The 23,973-nt window shown below is 52.4% G+C and carries 18 protein-coding genes; 8 read left to right on the forward strand and 10 right to left on the reverse strand.

Features of this window, described 5'->3' with window-relative positions:
* Positions 1–21 precede the first annotated feature (21 nt).
* The gene (locus AC506A_RS23005; protein ID WP_495463323.1) at positions 22–870 is read left to right on the forward strand and encodes a sugar phosphate isomerase/epimerase family protein; all 849 of its coding nucleotides are present in this window, start codon (positions 22–24) and stop codon (positions 868–870) included.
* A gap of 803 nt (positions 871–1,673) precedes the next feature.
* Here AC506A_RS23005 and AC506A_RS23010 read toward each other — a convergent pair.
* Together AC506A_RS23010 and AC506A_RS23015 are read right to left on the reverse strand one after the other, a co-directional pair.
* Complete coding sequence (locus AC506A_RS23010) at positions 1,674–2,135, reverse strand: hypothetical protein (RefSeq protein ID WP_495463324.1); 462 nt, start codon at positions 2,133–2,135, stop codon at positions 1,674–1,676.
* 138 nt (positions 2,136–2,273) lie between these two features.
* Complete coding sequence (locus tag AC506A_RS23015; protein ID WP_495463325.1) at positions 2,274–6,686, reverse strand: S8 family serine peptidase; 4,413 nt, start codon at positions 6,684–6,686, stop codon at positions 2,274–2,276.
* 148 nt (positions 6,687–6,834) lie between these two features.
* Between AC506A_RS23015 and AC506A_RS23020 the strand changes: the two genes are divergently transcribed.
* Entirely contained in the window at positions 6,835–7,668 is an 834-nt protein-coding gene (locus tag AC506A_RS23020; protein ID WP_495463326.1) for a helix-turn-helix transcriptional regulator, read from the forward strand.
* 101 nt (positions 7,669–7,769) lie between these two features.
* On the opposite strand, the gene AC506A_RS23025 is transcribed toward AC506A_RS23020, so the two are convergent.
* The gene (locus AC506A_RS23025; RefSeq protein ID WP_495463327.1) at positions 7,770–8,633 is read right to left on the reverse strand and encodes a phytanoyl-CoA dioxygenase family protein; all 864 of its coding nucleotides are present in this window, start codon (positions 8,631–8,633) and stop codon (positions 7,770–7,772) included.
* A 145-nt stretch (positions 8,634–8,778) separates the two neighbouring features.
* Here AC506A_RS23025 and AC506A_RS23030 point away from each other — a divergent pair, with 145 nt between their 5' ends.
* On the forward strand, positions 8,779–9,543 hold the full coding sequence (locus tag AC506A_RS23030; RefSeq protein ID WP_495463328.1) for a helix-turn-helix transcriptional regulator: 765 nt from the start codon (positions 8,779–8,781) through the stop codon (positions 9,541–9,543).
* A gap of 115 nt (positions 9,544–9,658) precedes the next feature.
* Here AC506A_RS23030 and AC506A_RS23035 read toward each other — a convergent pair whose 3' ends face one another.
* Both AC506A_RS23035 and AC506A_RS23040 read right to left on the reverse strand, forming a co-directional pair.
* On the reverse strand, positions 9,659–10,459 hold the full coding sequence (locus AC506A_RS23035) for a phytanoyl-CoA dioxygenase family protein (protein WP_495463329.1): 801 nt from the start codon (positions 10,457–10,459) through the stop codon (positions 9,659–9,661).
* On the reverse strand, positions 10,452–10,742 hold the full coding sequence (locus AC506A_RS23040; protein WP_495463330.1) for a hypothetical protein: 291 nt from the start codon (positions 10,740–10,742) through the stop codon (positions 10,452–10,454). The genes AC506A_RS23035 and AC506A_RS23040 overlap by 8 nt, the downstream gene beginning before the upstream one ends.
* Before the next feature lie 196 nt (positions 10,743–10,938).
* Between AC506A_RS23040 and AC506A_RS23045 the strand changes: the two genes are divergently transcribed.
* Positions 10,939–11,442 carry a glutathione peroxidase gene (locus AC506A_RS23045; RefSeq protein ID WP_495463331.1) on the forward strand — a complete coding sequence of 168 codons (504 nt, stop codon included), beginning with the start codon at positions 10,939–10,941 and terminating at the stop codon, positions 11,440–11,442.
* Positions 11,443–11,470: 28 nt separating this feature from the next.
* On the opposite strand, the gene fdhD is transcribed toward AC506A_RS23045, so the two are convergent.
* The 3 genes from fdhD to AC506A_RS23060 form a co-directional block, all read right to left on the reverse strand.
* Positions 11,471–12,283, reverse strand: coding sequence for a formate dehydrogenase accessory sulfurtransferase FdhD (gene fdhD, locus AC506A_RS23050; protein ID WP_495463332.1), 813 nt, complete (start codon positions 12,281–12,283; stop codon positions 11,471–11,473).
* Positions 12,284–12,322: 39 nt separating this feature from the next.
* Positions 12,323–14,683: an FdhF/YdeP family oxidoreductase gene (locus tag AC506A_RS23055; RefSeq protein ID WP_495463333.1), complete on the reverse strand. Its 2,361-nt coding sequence runs from the start codon at positions 14,681–14,683 to the stop codon at positions 12,323–12,325.
* Between the two features lie 157 nt (positions 14,684–14,840).
* On the reverse strand, positions 14,841–15,206 hold the full coding sequence (locus AC506A_RS23060) for a Na-translocating system protein MpsC family protein (RefSeq protein ID WP_495463334.1): 366 nt from the start codon (positions 15,204–15,206) through the stop codon (positions 14,841–14,843).
* Positions 15,207–15,456: 250 nt separating this feature from the next.
* Between AC506A_RS23060 and AC506A_RS23065 the strand changes: the two genes are divergently transcribed.
* Both AC506A_RS23065 and AC506A_RS23070 read left to right on the forward strand, forming a co-directional pair.
* On the forward strand, positions 15,457–16,005 hold the full coding sequence (locus AC506A_RS23065; RefSeq protein ID WP_495463335.1) for a PadR family transcriptional regulator: 549 nt from the start codon (positions 15,457–15,459) through the stop codon (positions 16,003–16,005).
* Between the two features lie 115 nt (positions 16,006–16,120).
* On the forward strand, positions 16,121–19,543 hold the full coding sequence (locus tag AC506A_RS23070; RefSeq protein ID WP_495463336.1) for an S-layer homology domain-containing protein: 3,423 nt from the start codon (positions 16,121–16,123) through the stop codon (positions 19,541–19,543).
* A 367-nt stretch (positions 19,544–19,910) separates the two neighbouring features.
* Here AC506A_RS23070 and AC506A_RS23075 read toward each other — a convergent pair whose 3' ends face one another.
* Together AC506A_RS23075 and AC506A_RS23080 are read right to left on the reverse strand one after the other, a co-directional pair.
* Positions 19,911–20,999, reverse strand: a complete 1,089-nt coding sequence (locus AC506A_RS23075; RefSeq protein ID WP_495463337.1) for a M24 family metallopeptidase — start codon at positions 20,997–20,999, stop codon at positions 19,911–19,913.
* Positions 21,000–21,022: 23 nt separating this feature from the next.
* Positions 21,023–21,574, reverse strand: a complete 552-nt coding sequence (locus AC506A_RS23080) for a helix-turn-helix domain-containing protein (RefSeq protein WP_495463338.1) — start codon at positions 21,572–21,574, stop codon at positions 21,023–21,025.
* A 168-nt stretch (positions 21,575–21,742) separates the two neighbouring features.
* Here AC506A_RS23080 and AC506A_RS23085 point away from each other — a divergent pair, with 168 nt between their 5' ends.
* Together AC506A_RS23085 and AC506A_RS23090 are read left to right on the forward strand one after the other, a co-directional pair.
* A complete protein-coding gene (locus AC506A_RS23085) occupies positions 21,743–22,930 on the forward strand; it encodes a glycine C-acetyltransferase (protein ID WP_495463339.1) in 1,188 nt (395 codons plus the stop codon).
* A 35-nt stretch (positions 22,931–22,965) separates the two neighbouring features.
* Positions 22,966–23,955, forward strand: coding sequence for an L-threonine 3-dehydrogenase (locus tag AC506A_RS23090; RefSeq protein ID WP_495463340.1), 990 nt, complete (start codon positions 22,966–22,968; stop codon positions 23,953–23,955).
* Positions 23,956–23,973: the final 18 nt, after the last annotated feature.

Here is a 23,973-nt window from a genome sequence, read left to right on the forward strand (position 1 = left end):
CTGATTGGAGGATGTTTTAGGATGAAAATCGCGATTAGTGTATGGAGCTGCCATAAATATTTGTACGACGGATCTTGGCAAAATGCGGATTTTATCGATTACGCTGCTTCGGTAGGCGCGCAAGGAGTAGAATTGCTAAGCGTGTTCTGGAATATGGAGCGCGACGTGCCTGCGGTTCACGAAGCTTTGGCTCGTACGGGCATTAAGCTGGCGTGCTTCGGGGCTTGCAACGATTTCGTGAAAACGACGGCTGAAGAGCGTGAGGTGCAGCTGCAGGATATCATCTTGGCTGTTGATATGGCAGTCGAGTTCGGCGCAGAGGTAGTTCGCGTGTTTGCGGGCGATCGCAAGGAAGGTATTAGCTACGAGCAGGCGAAAGGCTGGATCGTGGAAGGATTGACGCAAGGGGCGGCTTATGCAGAGAGCAAGGGCGTTGTGCTCTGCTTGGAGAACCATGGTATCTTCGCAGGTAAGTCGGAGCAGGTCCAGGATATCATCACATTGGTCGGTTCGCCGGCACTGCGCAGCACCTTCGACATGGGCAATTTCTTGCTCGTAGACGATGTGCCTGCACAAGCTTTCGAAGCGCTGCATCCGTTGATTCGTCACGTGCATGCGAAGGACTTCGCACGTGTGGGCGAAGATCAGAAGGAAGGCGTACTCCGCGCGCTTAGCGGGCAGCCGTTCGTCGGCACTGTGCCGACAGAAGGCGACGTAGGTGTTGCCTCGATCGTCGGTAAGCTGGCTGGCGTAGGCTACGACGGCTGGATGAGCGTCGAGTACGAGGGTCTAGAAGAGCAGAAGAGCGGAACAGCCAGAGCGGTTGAACAGCTAGGGCTGGCGGTTGCCGCGGCTGCAGCTGCGAAGTAAGTGAAGTGCTCCGGATTGCCATGCATGATTGTTGCGTGGTGGTCCGGAGTTTTTTTGTTGGTTGGGGATTGCGGGGGCCACGGGGTCCCGCGGGCTCGGCAACCCGACCATCCGACCAACGCCACCAACCTCACCGACCACCTATCACAGCACCACTTTCTCGCTTCGATAGCGGATATGTCTCTCTCGTCATTCAAACTAACCGATCCCGGACTGTGAAAGCGGCTATTCCGCTCTCGTCGTCCAAACTAACCGTTTCCGGGCTGCGATAGCGGCTATTCCGCTCTCGCAGCCCATAAAACCACGAAACTCCAATTACAACAACCCTTTTTAGCTTCGATAGCGGATATGTCTCTCTCGTCATTCAAACTAACCGTTTCCAGGCTGTGATAGCGGTTATTCCGCTCTCGTCCTCCAATTTGCCCACTGTTCGGAGCCGAGAAGCGGTAAACCCTACTTTCAGCACTAAACCGGCATGAAAAAGCAGATGAGAGTAGGGAAATCCGACTCTCAGCGTGTAGAATCTCCGCCAAGCCCCCCCGACTGGAAGCTGAGAAGCGGAAAACCTGACTCTCAACACGAAATCAGCGTGAAAAAACAGCTGAGAGTAGGGGAATCCGACTCTCAGCAATTAGTACCTCTACCAAGCCCACTAGTAGGGAGTTCTGGAATGGAAAACCTGACTCTCGGCTAGAAAACGGCGTTAATAGAAACTGCGTGTAGGGAAAGAGTAGCTCCAGGAGCAACACAACGGTAGGAGTGTGGCAGAGCTGGTGCAAGAGTAGTAGCTGAGAGTAGCTCGGCTACTGTTCCGCCGCAGTGACATCAATGATCGCAGCGTAGCTGCAATCGCCATCCGACCATTTTCCGCCTGCGACGAAAATATATCGGCCGGGTTCGGACGGGAGGATGATCTTGCCGTCTTGTTTCGTTAATGGCGTGAAATTCTGATTAACCCAAAGACCGCCCCATGTTTCCGTAGGCTCCGGTCCACTATGAAAAGAAATCGTTACTGTCGACCCGGATTTAACGGTGTAAACTTTCGAATCGCGCACCAGCATGTCGGGAGCTGGAGCGTCCGCGATTGCATTTTTCCATTGGTACGAGCCTTTAATGAGTGGAATCTCCACTTCATCGACGACGACGAAGGCATTCGGCGGTTCAGTCGAGTTCTCTTCCGAATCCGATGTACCCTGTGAGCAACCCATACTAAACATAGACACCAGCAGCATCCAAACGACCACCAAGCCCCACTTGTTATTCATCACATTCACCTCTACCCATTTGACGCTCTATCCTCCCTTATTGTTGCCAATCAGCCCCATGTCAGCACAAATTAAAAAAGCCGCAACCTCCGCACAGCTTAACTTCGCTGCGGGTGGTTACGGCACTACACAATTAACTTAATTAATAAGCTTTGCTTCCCGAAGCAGGCTGTAAATAACGCTTGCAGCGGTTTCGCGAGTGACAGAAACAGTTGGCTGGAAATGAGCCTCGCCATTCAGGTCGATGCCCTTCATCAGGCCGCTGTTGGTCACGAGTTCAATACTTTCCGATGCATACGATGCAATATCAGCTTCATCGTGATACGCCGAATGCGGTGGAAGTGCTGGAGCAGGTACTTGTAATAGCTTCAGCGACCGAGCCAAGATGACCGATAGATCCTGTCTGCTTATTGGAGCGTTCGGATTGAAATGCCCTCGACCGTCTCCTGTAACAAGTCCAGCTTCAACGGCTGCGGCTACACCATTTGCATACCAAGCATCTTGCGACACATCGGTAAAGGTAATCTTCGCATCAGGCGATTGCAGACCGAGCGCCCGAGCGAGCATAACGGCAAATTCGGCACGCGTCACTTGCTGCTTTGGTGCGAAGGTTGTAGGCGTCGTGCCATTGAGCAGGAACGTATCCGCAAGTGCCTGAATGGCCGATTGGGCCCATGAGAACTTAATATCTGTAAATGCAGTGGTCCGGTAGGCCGCAGCATAAGTGGAGAGACCAGGGCGGCTTACTACAATCGTAACGGTGCCGTCTGCATGAGTTTCAGAGGCGGCCGGAGCAGGGAAGAAACTGCCAATCTCTTCGAACAATACGCCGAGTCTATCGACAGTACTGCTGCCGGTCACGGTAAAGCTGCGTTTAATCATCGTCGTAATCGGCACCGATAGCGGTGTTGCTCCTTTATCCGTTACGGTATCCACTTCAAAGGAAACCGGCGTTCCGACAATAACAGCGCCAGGGTACTCCGTCTTGAAGGCATCTGCATCTGTTCCATCTGCTGCGATCGTCACGCGAACGGATGCATCAGCAGGCAGACCCGCGAACAGGGATACAGGCAGTGAAATCGACGACGTTCCCGTTGTCAAAATAACCGTGCTTCCTGCAGCAGCATCAGCCAACAGCTTCGCTTGTGCAGGTGTCAGCTCCAGCACCGCCTGCTGCTTCTCATCGACGTTCACTTTCAAGACGAGTGCAGCAGGTGAAGGGGAGGCTTCTTTTAACGCTTTCTTCAGCTCATCTTCCGAAACGCTTACTTTCACGGATGCTCCCGTTTGAGTTGTCGAAGTGTTGAGGTAGGAAGCATGCTGCCCTTGCTCCAGCAGTTTCGTAATTGTCGGACTATCATTAGCGATAGTTGGGGTACTAGGAATGAACACGCTACCGTAGTAGGTTGGCGAAAGTTCGACGGATACCTTCTTACTGGTGTTAACTTCAGGCATGATTTCGGAGGCAATCGTGACGGTAAGATCTACTTTCGTATTGGAGCTAGGCAGCGCTTTAAGCACGCCTGCATCGTCAATAAGTGTAGCATCACTGCTCTGCGTAACATGGTAGGTAATGCCTTCGGTTTCTGGAAACTTCAGTACCGCTTGATTAAGGACGGTCTGGTTGGAGATCGTAGCTGTAAAAGCATTCTCTGCCGATTGAACGAGAGCTCCGTAGGAGTGAACGGCGAAGGTTGTAACGGTAGAGTAGGCATAACCGAAACCATCGTCATCTACAAGCGGCAACCCATCGTCACCGAGCACCAAGGCGGCGATCTCTAAGCGATAAGTACCGTCAGCAAGCTCACCATAAACCGGTTCACCTTCTTCATCGAAGGTCATCAAATAGGTCGTTGTTAAATCCGAAATGTCATAGATATCCATTGGGTATGGAGCATATTTGCCAGCCTCATCGGGTTTGGTGGTTTTTATCGCTAAATATCCGATGAATTGTTCATCTAAATTGTAAACTCCGATATAGAATCCGTAGGTATCATCAGTTCGTAAGTCAAAGCTAAGCTTCATCGTCTCTGGCACACCATTAATTCCCTCGAATGGAGGCGAGATCACTTTAGGAGAAAGCTCAACATCCTGAACGCCATACCCGTTATCAGGTGTTTGTTCCCCCACATGTACGGCAAAAGGCAGGTGCAGTGAAGGCAGCCCCTCGCTCTCAAGCAGTACTTCGCCTTCGTAAATCCCCTCGGCTGCATCTGCATGAGGTGCAAGCGAGAGAGCAAATGGAGTAGAAGCGTGAGCAGCGGCTGTTACAATTCCGCCCGCCAGTCCGGTTAGCTGAACATCAAGCGCGCTCGGATCAGGCGTATCGAGATACGAGAACACTTCGTGCATCTTAACCGAGGCGTGATAGGATACGGCTGCACCTGAGCTGTTCTTGAGCTGCAACTGTTCCGTTGCGGCAGCTTCACCGGCATGCATTAAACCGAAGTTCGCAGAGTCGCCGTAGTTCGTCACTTGGATCGGCTGCAGGTTCTTGTCATAGATCGTAAGCTCGTCAATTGTCTGCAGCAAGGCAGGCGTATCAATCGCATTCGCGACATTAACGCGTCCCGCACCTTGCGTATATACGTCATATTGAACGCCATCCTGATCGTAGAGCGTGTCTGCCGTATTGGCTAATGCGGCACGCACGTCGAAAGGACTCCAATCCGGGTGCTCCTGCAGAAGCAACAGCGAGAGACCCGCGACATGCGGCGTGGCCATGCTTGTACCGGAGATGCGATTGTAGGCTTCCTCATAGGAAGCTTCCGGCTCATACTTGGCATATTTCGGCCATGTAGACATAATGCTGTAGCCCGGTGCGGCAAAATCCGGTTTTATCCCGAACACGCCATCCGAGTTCGGACCTCTGGAGCTGAAGTCGACGATATGGTCGCCTCCGGCAACCGAGCTTTCGAAGCCGCTGAATGTCAGTTTAAGCGGCGTAACTCCGTTGTCTGCGACAATGGCGCGGGCAAGTGCGCGGCCCTCAGCCCCGGACATGTCGTAGGTTGGGATGAAATCGAAGCTGTCCCCAAGGAAGCCGTTCTCTCCGATAAAGCCATCTCGATCTTGTAAGGATTCTGAGAGGTCAGGTGTAGTGGCATCGGTTCCCTTAGCGTTGCCATTGAAAATAACGGCAGCTTTGGCGCCGTGGCTCTTGGCAATCGCGATTTTATCCACGAATGCGAGAGTGCCTCGGGAAATCACAACTACTTTGCCGGTTACATCCACGTCCTCATAATCAGCATCATCACCAAGGCCAACATACACCGCATCAAGCGGCTCCGTACCTAGGGCCTCTTCGAAATTCTCTTCACCCGTTCGCCAGCCCATGGCATGAAGCTCATAGGATGTACTGCTCAGCGAACTTACGGCATCCGCCCCAAAGCGGCTTCCGGGACTGTCCGCAGCACCTACAGAGATACCGAGCTGCGAGGAGGCGGGTGTTCCCATCGTGTAATAGCCAGGGCCAGCGTTACCGTTGGCGACAACAACAACGATACCAGCCAGTACGGCATTATTAACGGCGATGGCATCCGGCGAGTTCGGATCGATGTCGCCAGCAGCCCCTAGAGACATGTTGATGACATCCATGCCGTCCTTAACAGCGTGCTCAATGCCGTCGATGACAGTCGCTGTTGTACCTGTGGCATTACCTTCAGCATCGCCGGATAGTACCTTATAGACATACAGATCAGATTCATAAGCGATACCCTTCTGCACAATACTCGAAGTTGTATTGGCGGCTCTGCCGACAATCGTACCGGACACATGCGTTCCATGCTCTGTAGCAGATGAACCGTGATCCTCGTAAGGATCATCGTCCCCGTTGGCGGAGTCATAACCACCTTTATAGGCTCCGGCTAAATCCGGATGTAAATAGTCAACACCGGTGTCAATGACGCCGACTTTAAGTCCTTTACCGGTAAGTTCTCTTGCCCAAGCAGCATCAGCACCGATTTGATGGATCGGGTTGATGTCATAAGGCGTTGCTTCTTCAGCAGCCTCTGGCTCCATCACCGGAATGCTCGTATACGTACGGTTCTCGTAAATGGAAAGCACGCCCGGCAGCTTGGCTAGCTGTGGAATTTGATTAGCAGGCACGGATACTTCGAGACCGTTCAAAACCGTATTGAAGCGGTAGTTAACCTTGAGATTGATGCCTTTACTAAGCGCAGTGTTGATAAAACCGGTTTGCTCGGCGCGAAGCGAGCTCTCCGACGATTCGGCTGCAAGCGAGCTGATACCTGACTTTGCAGCGAAGAGACCTGCAGCCACAGGCTGGCTGCTAAGCTGAATGATGACGCGAGTAATAGCGGATGAAGCGGTAAGCAAATGAGGGGAGATAAAAGCAGGCTTGCGGCTGGTTGACTTCGATGTGAGGGTGGCGGGCAGGACAGCTGACTGATTGGCAAAGTGGATGAGATCAGGAGTGATGGATGAAGGCGTGACGGTTTGTGCAGATGCGACTTGTTGTAAGAGTAGAGTGGCGAGAAGTGTTGAGCATAAGCTGACTGAGGTCGTTTTGATCAGTCGTTTAAGTGACAAATAGCGTCTCTCCTTCGCAATCTAAATATACAAAATGTATCGTATAAAATTCTAGCACGACTCTAGCAGGATGCCTATTCAATTTTTCCTAAATTGTAGTAGATTAGGAGAGTGAACTAAATACACTTATGAACGGGGTTTGTTGAGCTTGCAAAGAGAAGCGCTGGGCAGCTATATATCGAACCTGCACATGCATATATCGGAGGCGGCATTCTTTACTTGCACCTCAAGCTGGTATCATATGGACGTTCTATCCGATTTCAATCGACTCTATTATTTTCTGGGCGATGGGGGACATGTTCGAATTGGCGATGAGGAGCTGTATCCGAAGCGCGGACAGCTTGTCATTCTGCCGGCCGGAACGATGCTGTCGGTGCGTACACTGGAAGATCGGGTATTCAGCAAATTCTTTTGCCATTTCAATGCGAAAATCGGGGATCAGGAGCTCTTTCAACTGCTGGAGGCACCAAGTTGCGTCGATGTTCCGGATCAGGCGGCGACATCGGAGCGGATCAGCGAGCTCGTGCGCCACTACAGGGAGAATGGGCTGACCTCCATGCTTCGGGCAAAGCTGCTGCTGCAGGATCTGCTGTGCGAGTTTCTGGAGCAGGGAGGGGAAGCGCGTCTGCGGCAATCGGAGGCCGGCGGATCACTGGATAAAGTCAGCCAGGTATTGGCTTATTTGGATCATCATTTGGCAGATGAAGTGAGGCTGGATCAGCTGGCGGAGCTTGTCCATTTTCATCCGAATTACTTCATACGCGTGTTTAAATCGGTTACCGGCTGCTCCCCGATTCAGTATTTGAACCAGCGGCGGATGGAGAAAGCGAAGCAGTGGATGCAGTCGACGGACATGTCCGTCTCCGAAGCGGCGGAGCGGATTGGCAGCTCGTTATATCAATTCTCTAAGATGTTCAAGCAGCACACCGGTGTCAGCCCCAGCGATTACCGCAAAGTGATGCGTGAACAGACGCCGGAGTAACCGTAGAAAAGCCCTCTGCTATCGCCGTTATCGGGTGGATAGAGAGGGTTTCATTCTTATTACCGCTTATCGTTTCCAAGTATCGAACGAGGATCTTGGCCTCATGAATAGTCGGTCACTTCGCTGCCAACCTGATTCCAAGCCGTACCAAACGGACGATACGACGAAGCGGACTTCGAGAGCGGCCGGTGGCGCTTCGGCAGGCGATAAGTCGCGGGTTCACATCGTACCTGTTCCTTACGCTCGCCGCATACCATAAGGCCCGTGTCGTTGAACAAATTGTCAGCCAACTGATAGGCATCGTCGGCCCGGTACGATATCACGATGCCTCTGCGCTCCTTGCCGGACAGATTCACAGGGGAGCCGTGCAGCGTCAGGCAATGATGGATGCTGATGCCTCCCGCCTTCGGCGTGATCTGCACAGTCCGATCCGATGCTTGCTCCCAATACTGAGGCTCTTGGCAGGCAGCGGTAAAATAACCATCTTCCGAGTGATCCAGCAGCCCAAGCCTGTGGCTCCCTTTGACCATTTGCATGCACCCGTTCTCCGGTGTTGCATCGTCAAGCATGATCATGACCGAGAGCAGATCCGTGTTTGTATGCGGGTAGAAGGCAAAATCCTGATGCCATGGGAATTCGCCAAGTCCCTTGGCAGGCGGCTTCGTGGCTAGTTTCGAATGCTGAATTTGGATGTCCGGCCCGAGCAGCGGGATGATTTTGGATACAATTGCAGGATGTCTGGCCAAATCCAGCAGCGCGGGATGCATCGTCGTCAAGCCGAGCAGATGAACCGTTTCTTGTTTGTACATCGCACTCGAGCGGTGGGATACGACTTCATCGCTTGCACAAATCGTCCGGTAGAGCTCGACCTCTTCCGCCGTAAGCGCATCGTCGAACAGGAGAAACCCATCCTCCCAATACTGCCGCACCTCATCTTCAGTAAGACCGTTATGCCATGTACTCATGTCCGCTGCACTCCTTCTCAATACTACTAAGTGGATGTATAATGAGCTTCGAATACAATAAATGTAAACGATAAACGTGGGTCGCAGCGATAATCAAACGGTTCTTTTATAGCACGAATCGGTTATTTGGGAAGGCGGGCCGGACATGCATTGTAAATTTGATTTTTTGTTCTATTCCACACATAAGCAGGGAACATACGTAGACCTGCATAAGCATAACTGCTATGAGCTCGTTTATTATGTAAGCGGCTCAGGCATGATGAATTTAAACGGTGAATGGTACCCCTACAGCGCCAATACGATTACGTTAACAAGACCGGACCATCTGCATGATGAGCGGCACGATACGGAGACGGAAGTCGTTTTTATCGGATTCACGTATGATGATTACCCGGTTCCGCTTGCCAACGGCATTTATATCGATGATGAGCACAAGACACTACAAACGCTGCTGCTGCAGATGAAACATGAAATGCTGGAGAAGAAACCGTTGTTCAGCGTCAAACTGGATGTCCTCACGCAACTTGTCATTATCGAATTGGAGCGTACGGGCAAAAGAGTGTCTGCACTACCGGACAGCGAGAAGCTGCTGCATGCCAGGCTGTTCATCGACGAGAATTACAGCCAGAAGCTGAATATGCCGCAATTGGCGCAAATCTCAGGGTACAGCTACGATTATTTCCGGCACCTGTTCAAGCGCAGCACAGGGCTATCGCCGGTGCAATATTTGATACAGAGAAGGGTCAATCAAGCGAAGCTTGCGCTCGCCAATACCGACAAGAAGCTGGCTGCGATTGCGATGGATTGCGGTTTCTCCACAACGTCGCAATTCAGCAGACTTTTCAAGGAACTAACGGGTGAGCAGCCTGCCTTATACAGGAGACGAACGAAGAGTCTTGTTCTGCAATAATCGATGCCATGCTAAAAAGCCCTCTCTTTCGCCGGTCAGCGGAAACAGAGGGCTTCGTTATGGATTGAGAGACAGCTCAGCTCGACGCCAGCTGGCAACTGCCAGCTGCTAGCTGCTAGATGCCCATCCGAGTTAACGCACCCTCGAAGGACACATCGACATTGTCGTCGCCGGTCACATAACGCCACAGTTTGGCGCGCTGCATATGATCGAGGCGGTCTTCGTTGCCCTGCCAGCGCTGATAGCCCTGCTGGATAATGCGGGAGACTTCCGGATCGCGATAGCCTTCGAGATTGAAGAGGCCGCGCTGCTTCTGGCCCGGACGGAGGCGGAGTTTGAAGACGTAGCGCGTCTTGTCCGTATAGTTCGGCTGCGCGCAGTGCCACATGCCGTGATGGAGAATGGCGAGCGTTCCGGCTTTGCCTGCGAGCTGCCGTTGACCGATAATATTTTTGTACCGAGCGAGACTGAAGGTGTTGATCTTGCGCAAATGGGAACCCGGCAGAATAAGTGTCGGCCCCATCTCCGGCGGAGCATCGTGGGAGAAGTAGAACAGCTGAATATCGAAGGCATGCGGCCGGACATCAATGATGGAATCGCCGTGCCAATCCTGCGCGACGGGATAGTTAGCAGGGACGATATGTTGAAAGGAGTGGTCGTACACGGGCTCGAGACCGACCAAGCTCTGAATGATTCCTTGTACCTCGGGCAATTCGAATACACTGCGGATATGCTCGGATTCATTCCAAAACTTATGGCCCTGGCTGTGCTGAATTTGCTCCTTATAAACCAGTTCGTTCAGGTGCCCGGGGATGAAGGCATCCAGCAACAGAAATCCGTCGGTAACGAATTTTGCCATTTGCGCAGCAGTGAGCAGATGCTTCGGATCTGCCGGCGTCATATTCAAGCTACTCATGCAGGGGTACCTTCCTCTCAAGTACATATTCGTAAGGCAAATGGCCGGTGTCATGCTCCTGGCCTGCGAGATAGTGCGGGAGTGTTGGGACTTGGATCACATTCCAACCATCTCGCATGGCATGAAGAACCGATTTGTAAGGCGGCTCGTTGGAGTCGCCGGTATTCATAGGCAGTGCATCCTCAGGCGCTGCGCCGTCGTACAAGGACCAGGCGATGGTAGGGGATTTTAAATCCGGTGACGTCAAATGCAGGAACAATAACTGCTGTCTCATGGAATCCAAAACGTGATGCCTCCTTCAATAGAATCATGTTGACCGTGCGTATCTGATTTCATTGTATGGATCTGAAAGTGCGATGAGGATATGCAGAATTAAGAACGATTTGTGCAATATTAATAATCGTTGCAAAAGATGCTTTTCAAACGCCGATAAATTGTTTACAATAATATTGTATAAAATACAAATGAGGTGACGTGGCATGAACGTATATGACTTTAAGGTGCAAACGGTCAGAGGCGAGGAGAAATCGTTGTCTGATTACCGCGGCCAAGTGCTGCTAATCGTAAATACAGCGACCAAATGCGGGTTGGCGCCTCAGTTCAAAGAGCTTCAGCGACTGCACGAAACCTATAAGGATACGGGACTTACGGTGCTGGGTTTCCCGTGCAACCAGTTCCAGAATCAAGAGCCGGTGAAGAACAGTGACATGGAAGAGACCTGCCAAATCAATTTTGGCGTAACGTTCCCGCTGCTTGGCAAAATCGATGTGAACGGGCAAGACGCCGACCCGTTATATAAGTATCTGAAGAAGGAAGCATCCGGGTTGTTCGGTTCGGGGATCAAGTGGAATTTCACGAAATTCCTAGTTGATGCGGAAGGACGCGTCGTGAAGCGTTACTCGCCAACGACCAAACCGCTGAAGTTTGAGGCGCATATCAAGAAGCTGCTGGAGCAGGCGAAGACGAAGACTCCGGTACATTAATATAGCTAAACGAAAAGCGAGGGGCGCATTAGCGCTCCTCGCTTTCGCTTTGTTCATCTGCGATCCGTTGACCATGCGTATATACATTCATTTCATTGCCTCGGATAAATCCGACGCATGTAATGCCGAGATCCTCCGCAAGCTTGAGCGCAAGGTCAGTCGGCGCTGACTTCGAGAGCAGAATGCCGACGCCGATTTTGGCCGCCTTCAGTACGACCTCGGAAGAGAGTCGTCCGCTGAAGGCGATTATTTTATCTGTGATCGCAACCCGCTGCTGAAGCGAATAGCCGAACAGCTTATCGAGCGCATTGTGGCGGCCGATGTCAGTCCGAACGGCAAGCAGCTCCGTTGCGGTGCAAAGTGCTGCATTGTGTACACCGCCGGTCAGCTTGAACTCGCCGGAGCTATTTTGTAATAGTCGAATAAGTGCGCTGCACTGTGCCGGCGTGATGGTCATGCGGCTCATGGAGGTGCGTGCTGTTCGGGCATCGTTGTGAAAATAAAACTGGCGGCTCTTCCCGCAGCATGAGCCGATGAAACGTTTGGAAACTTCCTCTTTACTGGTCGATTGCTTATTATAGAGCTCGACGTAGACAAAGCCGCGTTCCTCGTCGATTCGAAGCGATTCGATCTCAGCCGCCTGCCTGATGACCCCTTCAGAGGCCAAGAAGCCGATGATCATTTCCTCCAGATCGGTCGGTGAACAGACAATGGTGGCGAATTCCTCGCCATCAAGCCGAACCGTCAGCGGATACTCCGTCGCGATATCGTCCTCCTGCAGGGAGGCTGCGCCGTTGTTGTACTTGCGTATGCGCCATTTGGCCGTGATGCTCGGCAGCATTTCTCATTCCTCCCCATTGTACAAACTTCGAAGGCGTTGTTATTCCTCGTCCGTTATTTCCTGGTCGAGCTCCGCGATGCGTTTCTCCACATATCTTGTATCCTTAAGCGCATGATACGTTTCCGCTCGTTCCAGCACGACTGCTGTATTGTACTCCGGAATGCCGGCATAAGGTTCATATACTTTCTTCGGCAGCAGCGCATTGCACTCCGGCCAGTAGAGCTCCAGATTGCCGGCTGCAATGTCGGCGAACTTCGCCCTGCCATGGAAATTGCCGCTGTTGTTGTAGAGCACGACAGCTTCGCCTTCCGTTATGCCATGCTTCGCTGCGTCGCTCTTGCTTAGCAGGACATCGTACCGATCGGCAGCATTGAAGGGATCCCTATTGCTGTAAATCATGGAATTGAACTGCTTGCCGCGGCGCGACGTGATATAGAAATGCCCCTCCGGCTTGCGCAGCTCCGGCAGTTCCACCGGGATGAGCCGTCCGCGTCCGTCCTTCGTCGGGCAGATGCCATCCTCGCAAAGCCAGGCGCCGCCCCACTGGAACACGTCACCTTTGTTCTTCAGATGCTGGACACCTTCGTAATTCGGTGAGGCTTTGGCGATTTCACCGCGCAGGGCATGCGCGTCCTTGAATTGCACGATTGCGGCGCGCTCCGGGTACACGCGTGCGGCTAAATCGCAGTAGATCTGCCACTCTGTGCGTGCTTCCTCGATGCGAGGGCCGGCAATCTCCGGCGAGAAATAAACCATCCGTTCCGTCGAGGTGGAGGTACCGCCGCCGGGCTGCTCATAGCGCGTCATCGCGGGAAGGACGATAACAGCTTCCTTCGCGTCAGCGAGTGTCGAGGTATTCAGTACGATATCCTGATGAACGCGAATCTCGACGGCCTCCAGACATTGACGGACAAAATCCGGCTCCGGCATCGTTTCCAGAAAGTTGCCCCCGGATGTATAGAACAGCTTCAGCTTACGTTCGTGATCATCCGGCAGCAGCGCGTTCTCCAGCGTGACACCGACGATGTCGCCCTGCCATGTTGGCAGCTTAAAGCCCCATACTTCCTCGATGCGAGGGATGTCTTCCCCTTTGAATTCGCCGCCCGGCAAGCTGAAGGGGTCGGCGCCCATCTCGCCGGAGCCCTGTACGCCGCTGTGTCCGCGGATTGGCATCAGGCCGCAGAATTCGCGGCCGAGAAAACCGCGCAGGAGCGCAAGATTAGCCACCTGCGAAATGTTGTCCGTGCCGAAGCGGTGCTGCGTGAGCCCCATGCTCCAGACGAATACGCCGGACTTCGAGGCTGCCAGCAGCTCGGCGAATTCGGCCATACGTTCCCTAGAGATGCCGGAGGAACGCTCTAGCTGCGCCCAGTCCTGGCTCTTGACATGCAGCCGCAGTTCCTCGTAGCCGCTGACATGTTCGCGGACGAATTTACGGTCGATGGCAGAGCCGGGCTTCTCCATTTCCATAGCGAACCAGTGCTTCATCACCCCGTGCATGAAGGCGATATCGCCGCCAATGTTCACTTGATAGAAGTCGTCTGCGAGCTTGGTGCCAAACAGCGCAGATTCCGCAATAGAGGGAACCCAGTACCCGTCCATGGCCGGCTCGCGGTAAGGGTTAATGACGATAATCTTCGTGCCTTTGCGTTTGGCTGCGTACATATATTTGGTCGATACCGGCTGATTGTTCGCGGCAACGCTGCCCCAGAAGACAAGCACATCGGTGCCGATCCAATCCTTGTAGTTGCAGCTTGAGGCACCAATGCCGACAGAACGCTTAAGCGCCGTCTTGGAAGGGGAGTGGCAGATACGCGAGGCGTTGTCGATGTTGTTCGTCCCGAGGAAGCGGGCGACTTTGGCTGCAGCATAATAGGACTCGTTTGTAATGCCGCGAGCCGTTAAGTAGAATGCCAATTGCTTCGGATCAATCCCGCGGATTCGCTCCGCGATCAGATCGAGCGCGGCATCCCAGGACAAGCGGCTGAACTTGCGCTCGCCCCTGCGACGGATGAGCGGATAGGGCAGGCGGCCTAGCTTGCGCAGCTCCGTACTGTCCATTTTGCGCAGCTCGTCGATATCGGCATGCAGCACATTAGGCTTGATCGCCGGCATGGTGTTGAGCCGCAGCAGGTTGAGTCTGGTCGTGCAGACATGCGGACCGGCGAGCGTCTGATCGTAGAGACCGGAAACGCCGAGCGCGCAGCCGTCGCAAACGCCTTGTGTCAAGATCCGCATGGCATACGGCAGATTATCTCGGTTATCAGCCATGACTTTGATTGTATCGCGAATATGCTTCGGCTTTACTTTGCCGAGCCCGAAGGGGACTTTGCTCACCCACAGCTTCGGATCGGGTTTGCCGGGGAGCTTGATTGGCCCCGTATGTTTGGTTTTGCCCATTAGGGATGGCCTCCTTCTTAAAATGGTGGGGCGACGTGCCTGTTCCATGGAATGACATAAAAAAACCGCGCAGAGCCCGACATTTTCTTTTCCAAGAAAAATCGTCTCTTCGCGGTTAGTCTCTTGCAGGTTCGCTGCTAAGCGCCAACACGTATCGTTAACGGCTGCTGCCGAATTTGCGCTCAATGTCTTGATCGAACACAAACACCGACATGCCGAAATCTTTATCAATATCGATATCTACATATAACTCCAGAAATCGTGCACCTAGCAGCTTCTCCATCTCTGTGGGAGGGTGGTTGCGGTAGATGTCCTTTACCCACTGCGTCCGCGCTTCGCGCAGCATCTGTTTGCCGTCGCTCGCTGACGCGATAAACTTCTCGATCGGCGACAGATTGCCATCCATCTCGCAAATCGCCCAGTGCTTACAGAAGGTCGTCGAGATGCGGCTGGGGCCTTTGCCCATATGCCGTTTGCGGAACGCTTTGACCAAATTGCTAAATTCCGCTTCCGTTTGATTCATGTTAACCCCTCTTTTATCCGCAAAATCGGTGGCAGGATCGCTGCTCCGTACCGAGCGGAACAAGGTGAAACGGCTGTCGCTGCCCTTTGGCGGTGCAGCTCGTTGTAATCCGGTGAATGCTAATCGAAAGCCTGCTATCATCTTAGCAAGAAAGCGCACTCATGGCAATGATATGTGGCATAACATGCGTTTCCGCAGCAGTTATGGTACGCTTTTCATACAAAGATAGCACCAAGGGGGAAATTCATTCATGAATACACTGTCATACGGACTGCTCGGCATGCTGGTGCGTAAGCCATGCACAGGGTATGAGCTGTCCAAGCTGCTTAAATTGTTTTGGCAGGCTAAGCACAGTCAAATCTACCCGCTGCTCGCCATGCTGGAGCAGGAGAAGCTCGTGACTTGCGAGTTAATTGGGCAGACGGGTAAACCGGATAAGAAACTATACACTATCACTGAGGATGGGGCTTCAGCGCTGCGCAGCTGGATTGATGACGCTCCGGCAGGGGAAAGTATTGAGCGCGATGAGTTCCTGCTCAAGGTCTATGCGATCGGGTTGGTGGAACCAGCTATTGCGCTGCGTTTGTTTCAAGAACGGACAGCGGCGCTCATGGAGCGCTTGCAGCGGGTGGAGGCGGAACTTGAGATCATGGAGGCTGACCCTGCGATTGTAACGGACATTGCGTCCAAGCAGTTCGGCCGTTACCTGCTGTACCGTCGCAAGGTAGGCCTATTGAAGGAAGAGTTGTCCTGGATCGATTGGGCGCTTCCTCTTATTGCTGTGAACGTGAAAGTGTGAATGTAGTGACAAAGTAAGACCTTATTTCACAATATTGTCCAATTTTTGTCTAGAAATGTCGAATGTGTGAGGATATAATTTCCAGTGACACCTATTTTGGGAGGAGCTGGATGGTTTGCGGTTCATATCTACTAAACGTTTCGTTTCATTCGTACTATCGGTTTTGATTGTATGTTCCATGATGAACACGGCTGTTTTCGCAGCAGCGAAGGACGTAGAAGGCCACTGGGCCAAAGAAGAAATTCAAGAGCTTACTGAGCAAGGCACGATTCATGGGTATGGGGATGGAACGTTCCGTCCGAATGCACCGATTACACGCAGTGAATGGGTAAATCTAATCAATCATGCTTTCAAAATAGTCAAGCAATCGGCAGCGAAGTTCAGTGATGTGGCTGCTGAAACCTGGTACGCGAAGGAAATAAGCGCGGCAGCAGGCGCAGGCTATATTGCTGGTTTCGCGGATGGCACGTTTAAACCACAGCAGCCGGTGAGCCGTGAAGAAGCAGCGGTAATGCTGTCAAGACTGCTCGTACTGAACAATTCGGCAGCCGCGGATCGTTACGCAGACCGCAAAGAAATGGCCGCATGGAGTGCAGGAGCAATTGGCGCCGTAGGCGATCAAGGCATTATGCAAGGCAGCGGCGGAAAGTTCCGTCCCGCAGATACGCTGACACGAGCGGAAGCGGTTGTTCTGTTAAACCGTTTAATGAAGAAAGAAAGCATCGTATTTAAACAAGCGGGCACATATGGTCCTGCTGCAGAGAAGCTATCGGTTGTACCGAAGAACCTGCTCATTGATGCGCCGGGCGTTACCCTTCAGAACGTTGAAGTAAACGGCGATCTGGTTCTTGGTGCAGGGATTGGCGAAGGCGATGTATTCCTGAAGAACGTCAAAGTAAACGGCAAAACGATCGTTCAAGGCGGCGGCGAGCATAGTGTTCACTTTGAGAATACCATTATGCTGACTGTTATCGTGGACAAGAAGGATGGCACCATCCGCATCGTTGTCGAGGGAACTGCTCAAATTACCGAGTTTGTGGTTCAATCTCCTGCACGTGTTGAAGCGGAGAAGGACTCCAAGATTGACACGTTGACGCTGTCGGACAAGCTTCCTGCCGATTCGCAAATCAATTTGGTAGGTTCCTTTGAGACCGTCAATGTCTTGGCGAAGCATATCGCAATTGAAATTCCATCTGGTTCTGTCGGCGAGTTGAATGTCGACGAGAATGCCGATGCAAGCACGATTAAGTTGAGCAAAGAGGCGCAAATTCTGTCGCTCGTCATGAATGCGGCGACTACGATAACGGGCGAAGGAGCGGTTGCTTCCGCCGTTATTAATGCTGAAGGCGTCAAAATGGATCAAAAGCCGGCTGAAATCAAGCTTGGCAGCGATGTGAAAGAGGACGTTAAGGTGAATGTCGGCGGCAAGGACCAGTCCGTGCCGACAGGTAATCCTACAGTGCCGACACCACCTCCGGTTGTGACTCGTCCAACAGATTCGACAGCGCCAACCGTTAGCGGTGTTGCGGATCACATTACTTCGGGTGAGAAGATTTCGGCTACCAGCAATGAGAGCGGCGATATCTATTTCATGAAGGATTTTGTACCGGCTAATAAGAATGATTTGGATTTGGCCGCTCGCGATGGGCTTGGTCAGAAGGCAACTGTAACCGCGGGTCAGAAGGTGGATTTTGCTACAACGGATTATCTGGGCGGCACTTATTATGTTGTTGCAATTGACGCGGCAGGTAATGTGTCGAACCGTCATTATATTTATATTATGGATTCAGAGGACAGCCCGCTGAACTTAACCAATCTCTATACAGGAGATCGCAATACCTATATTGGTGTGGTATTTAACCGTTTGATTGTGAACAATGGCGCGGATTTGGCAGCATTGAAGGCCGCGATTACGTTCTCCGTCGATGGTGGGAAAACGTTCAGCGCACTAGCGGCAGACGATGTCATCACAATCAATAAGAACATCATCGACATTGATCTTGCTGTACCTTTTACCGGTAAGGAAAATGTGGTGAAGGTAGCGGCAGCGGCTCTCAAAGATTCCGAGGGTATCGTGCTGAATCGTGAAATCAAGTCTTGGACTTTTGCAGCCGGACCGCTCTTTACCGTGATGCCGCAAAAGTCGATTCATGTGGGCGAAGCGCTTCACTTCAAAGTGGATTCAGCGACTACGGTTTATCTGACGCAGAGAAGTTTTGGTGGTGGCACCGAATACGACTATACGCAGCAGGTTGTTCTTGGGAAAGGAGCTAAGCTTATCGTAACCGGAGAGATGGTCGGTCAAGAGCTTGCGCTTGAGACGGAAGGACTGGCTCCGGGCATTTACAACATGAATGTTTGGGGAGGCGACTACGCGTCAGTTGAGATCGATGTAACCCCTCGTCCTACGTATGATATGCTCACCATTCATAATGAAATCGGCGACGAGGATAGCGTAACCGTAACCGGGCTTTCAGCAGGCAGCGTAGTGAAACTGTATAACGGATATGGGGAAACGACCGCATTTGCAACGAGCGAGCCTGTAGCTGCGGGACAAAGCTCAGTCACGTTTGAATTGGCGTTGATCCCAGGCGGCGGCGAGCTTTATTTCAGCGTAACTCAAGCGGGGTATGCAGAGAGTGATAAAGGAAGCAGACGCTATGACGAAGAGCCTGCGGACCCTACAGCGCCGCTGCATATCACGAAGATTTTTCCGCAAACCAATAATGCTGCCATTGGCATTGAAATGAATCGAGCGATCTTCCCGAATATTGTGAATCTAGTTTCGGGCATTTCGATCTCGCATAATAACGGTGCAACTTACAGTCCGCTTGGTGAAGCAGATACCGTAGGAATCGCAGAGGGTAAAACGTTGGTTATTACACTTGCGACTCCGTTTGCAGGGGATCAGAATGTGATCAAAATCGCTTCCGGAACGTTGAAAGATTCAGAAGGCAGCGTGCAGACCGGTGATTTCGAAACAAGACCTTTCGCCGCTGTGCCGATGTTTACGATGAAGCCGGCTTATGCGGTTGAAGCAGGGGACGAGCTTCAATTCAAGGTCGATCATGCGGGGACGGTTCTACTCATTCCATCCAACCGCGGTGGTTCGCTGGATGAGTTGAAACGAATCGCGATTGATGTACTTGAGGTAGCAGCTGCTCAGGTAGGTCAGCTTCTGACAATGGATACAACAGGTGCAGTGCCGGGTAACTACACACTCCTATTCTGGGGCGGGGAAGCTTACCAAGTTGGTATCTCCGTAACACCATTGCTAGGTTATAGCGATGCTGTTGTAGCTCGCGTTGCGGATGGTCCAGATACGGTAACGGTCACGAATCTGGCTGCAGGAAGCACAATCAAAGTATATAATTCAGGCAACCTGACTAAGCTGCTGGGCCAAGGTACAGTCCAAGAGGGCTCAAGTGCGATTACACTTGAGATCGGCGAGCTGGTCGGGGACAGCGGATTCGTTTATGTTAGCGTGACGAAGCCTGGTTATGCGGAGAGTGCAGCAAGAGGCGTTGAGTATCATTAAGTTGATGTGTAGGCAATAGTGGAGAGCCCCCGGCTTTGGGAAGTCGGGGGCTTTTTTCGTGCGGTTATGGCGTGTTCGAGCGAGGTGGGTATCGGCGAGAGGGAGGCGCCGTGAGGGCTGTAAGCGAATATGCCGCTCTCGGCCCTTGATCCAAACCCAACAATCGAAACCCGTGTGAGAAGCTGAGAGTAGGAAAACTCGACTCTCAGCGCCGAAATCACCATGAAAAAAGACTGAGAGTAGGAAAACTCGACTCTCAGCCGCCAACCCAATCAAACTGAACCGGCGGCTCCCCGACCTTCTCCGTTATGTAAGCCGCGAAAGCCGACGAAATCGCCGGTTAGAGGCATTTCTGCCTCCAATATCACTAACCAATCACCGTAAGTTCCTTAGGGAACGTCGTCAGCACCTCGACGCCGCTGTCCGTGACGAGGACGTCGTCCTCGATGCGGACGCCGCCGACGTTCGGCACGTAGATGCCCGGCTCGATCGTGAAGACCATGCCGCTGCGCAGCACGTCTTGGTTCTGCCCATGCACGGACGGATATTCGTGCACGTCCATGCCAAGGCCGTGGCCGAGCCGATGCATGAAGTACGGCCCGTAACCGGCTGACTCAATATGCTCGCGTGCCGCGCGGTCGAGACTCGCAAGCGTAGCGCCCGGGCGAGTGGCCTCGATCCCCAGCAGATTCGCCGTCAGCACCGTATTATAAATCTTCGTTTGCTCTTCCGTAATATCGCCAACCGCGAACGTACGCGTAATATCCGATGCATACCCATCCGCATAGACGCCTAGATCAAATAACAGTAACTCACCCGAGCGCACCACGCGCGAACCCGGAACACCGTGCGGCATTGCGGATTTCTCGCCGGCCAGCACCATTGTCGCGAAGGAAGGACCGCTCGCGCCGAGCTTCTTCATCTGGTATTCCAGCTCGGCTACGAGCTCGATTTCGCTGACGCCCGGCTTTACTTGCGCGATGCCTGCACGCAGCACGTCCTCGATAATACGGACGGCATGCTTCATGCGCACGACTTCATCCGGCGTCTTGATAACGCGCATTTCGCGCAGCGGCTCGTCGATATCGGCGTAGACGGATGCGCCAACCGCGCGGCTGATCGCCTCGAACCGACTAACGGTCATGTAGTCCTTCTCCAGCCCAAGCGACTGAACGCCTGCGGGCATAAGCTTATTTAACACCTCATACGGATTGTCGGTGTCTGTATGCGTATGGATGCTTGTCACAGAGGAGGCGGCCTGCGCTGCTTCAAGATCCAGAGCCGGCACGATCAGCAGCGGCTCTGCCTGACGAGGAATCAACAGTCCGAGAAACCGCTCATGCGGGTCGGTTGCAAAACCGGTCAAATAATAGACATGTTTCGGCATGGTGATGAGTACAGCGTCAATAGCATGCTGCTCCATGTAGGCAACCAGCTGCTCAATACGATTATTCATAGCGTTAATCGTCCTTTCTTCTATTAAGGATAGTAAATGATCGCATCATACCGCACGATGTCTTCACCGGGGTTACGGTACAAATGCGGCTGATCCGCCGCGTAGCGAACAGCGCTGCCTGCGCCTACGGTATGGGAAGTGTTCTGAATCTCGATGATGAGTGTCCCTGTAGAGACAAGAATATATTCTTCCACGCCGGGGCTGTGGGCCTCGGATGCATGCGTGCATCCGGCATCCATTTCGACGGAATAGACCTCGAACTTCTTCGTAGGCTCGAACGGAAACATCGGATAGACGCGATAGTGTCCGTCTGCTTCGAGCAGCGGCTCCAAGTCTTCCTTTGTAATCACCGCAACCTCAGAAGGCGGCTCCTCAATTAACGTGGTAAAAGAAAGCCGAAGCCCATTGGCAATCTTCCATATAATCGAGATGGTCGGGCTCGTCTCGCCGCGTTCAATCTGACCGAGCATCGCTTTGCTGACGCCGGTCAGCTCGGCAACCTTGTCCAAGCTGAAGCCTCTCGTTTGACGGATCATTTTCAAATTCCGCCCTAGTTTAATATGAATCTGTTCCATAAATGCCTCCCGCTTCGCTCTCCTATTTAGCCTATTGTAGCCCAAGCGCGGATAAAAGTCGAAAATGATTCGTGCGCTATAACATACAAAACTATTGTGCGTCATAACATACATATGTATAATATAAGCAAATGGATGTTTAAACCAATTGAGATGGGGATACCGACTATGTCCAGTTCATCATTGACCGCTTTTTTGCAGCGGAACTTGGAAGAAATGAAGAAGAACGGCTTATTTAACGAGATTCATGTCCTGCAAGGCGGCAACGGCCCGCTTATTCATATTAACAACCGAGAGCTGATCAATCTTTCCTCCAACAACTACTTAGGTTTGGCAGGCGATGAACGGCTCATTCAAGCGGCAGAAATGGCCCTTCGCAAATACGGTGTTGGCGCCGGTGCTGTACGTACGATAAACGGAACGATGGAGATTCACCAAGAGTTAGAGACGAAATTAGCGCGTTTCAAGCAAACGGAGGCCGCTATAGCATACCAATCCGGTTTCAACTGTAATATGGCAGCGATTTCGGCGGTTATGGAGGCAGGCGACGCCATTCTCTCTGATGAACTGAACCACGCTTCCATTATTGACGGCTGCCGTTTGACCAAAGCGAAGGTCATTCGGTTTAAGCACTCCGATATGGAAGATCTGGAGAAGCAAGCGAAGGCAGCAAGAGAATCCGGTCAATATAACAAAATAATGGTCATTACAGACGGCGTGTTCTCGATGGACGGCGACATTGCGAAGTTGCCGGAAATCGTAGAGATTGCGGAGCGGTATGACCTCATTACCTATGTGGATGATGCGCATGGTTCAGGCGTGCTGGGCAAAGGAGCAGGTACGGTCAAGCATTTCGGCTTGTCGGATCGGGTTGATTTTCAAATCGGTACGTTGTCCAAAGCGATCGGGGTCGTTGGCGGTTATGTGGCCGGCAAACGCGAGCTGATTGAGTGGCTGAAAGTAAGAAGCCGTCCGTTCTTATTCTCAACGGCAACGCCGCCTGCAATTGCAGCCGCATGTAGCGCAGCACTGGATATTCTGTCTGACAGCGCAGAATTGCAGGAGAAGCTGTGGAGCAATGCCGCGTACTTCCGTAATGGCCTGCAACAGCTCGGCTTCGATACCGGTCATACCGAAACCCCGATCATTCCATGTATTATCGGAGACGAAGTGAAGACGCAGCAGTTCAGCAAAGCGCTGTTTGAAGCAGGGGTATACGCCAAAGCGATCGTGTTCCCGACCGTTGCGAAGGGAGCGGGCCGCGTCCGCAATATGCCAACGGCTGCGCATACGACAGAAATGCTCGACCAAGCGCTCGCAATCTATGAGAATATGAAGAAGCAAATCGGCGTGTAGCGATAGTTCATCATGATTCGGAGGCGGAACTGATAATGAAGACGATACTTGTAACCGGTTCATCGGGCCAAATCGGCAGTGAGCTTGTCGCCGCGCTTCGCGCCCGCTATGGAGAAGATCATGTCATTGCGACCGATATTAAACCAAGCAGTGCGGCCGCAGCAGCTGGACCTTTTGAATTGCTCGACGTAAACAATCGCCAATCCTTCTATGATATTGCATCCAACTATAAAGTCGACACCGTGATCCACCTGGCAGCACTTCTGTCAGCAACAGCAGAGGCGAACCCGCTGTTCGCCTGGGAGCTGAACATGGGCGGTCTATTGAATGCGCTTGAGGTAGCCAGAGAGCTGAATTGCCAGTTCTTCACGCCTAGCTCGATCGGCGTGTTTGGCCCTGATTCACCGAAGGATCTCACACCGCAAGTTACCATTCAGCGTCCGATCACGATGTATGGCATTAACAAAGTAGCAGGCGAGCTGCTGTGCGACTACTATTATCGGAAATTCGGCGTCGATACGCGGGGATTGCGGTTCCCTGGCTTGATCTCATACCTTACGCCGCCAGGCGGCGGTACAACCGATTACGCAGTAGCGATGTTCTTCGAAGCTATCCGCTGCGGCGAGTACACTTCTTATATTAATAAGGGAACCTTCATGGATATGATGTACATGCCGGATGCGATCAGTTCCATCATTCAACTGATGGAAGCAGATCCCGCTAAACTGATCCACCGTAACGCCTATAATGTTTCTGCGATGAGTTTTGATCCTGAACTGCTCGCTGCCGAAATTCGGAAGCAGCTGCCGTCATTCAAGCTTACGTATCAGATCGATCCCGTAAGAGAGGGAATCGCCCAGAGTTGGCCGAACTCGCTCGATACATCCGCAGCGCAGAACGAGTGGGGCTTCCAGCCGCGCTACACGCTGGAAACGATGGCGCAAGATATGCTGTTCCAAATTGCCGCCCAGAACTTCGGACAAAGTAGTGGTTCACCCCTAAGCAGCATCATGAGAGTTTCCTAAACGAATGTGCCAATATGA

Source organism: Paenibacillus sp. N22P23, assembly GCF_059383735.1.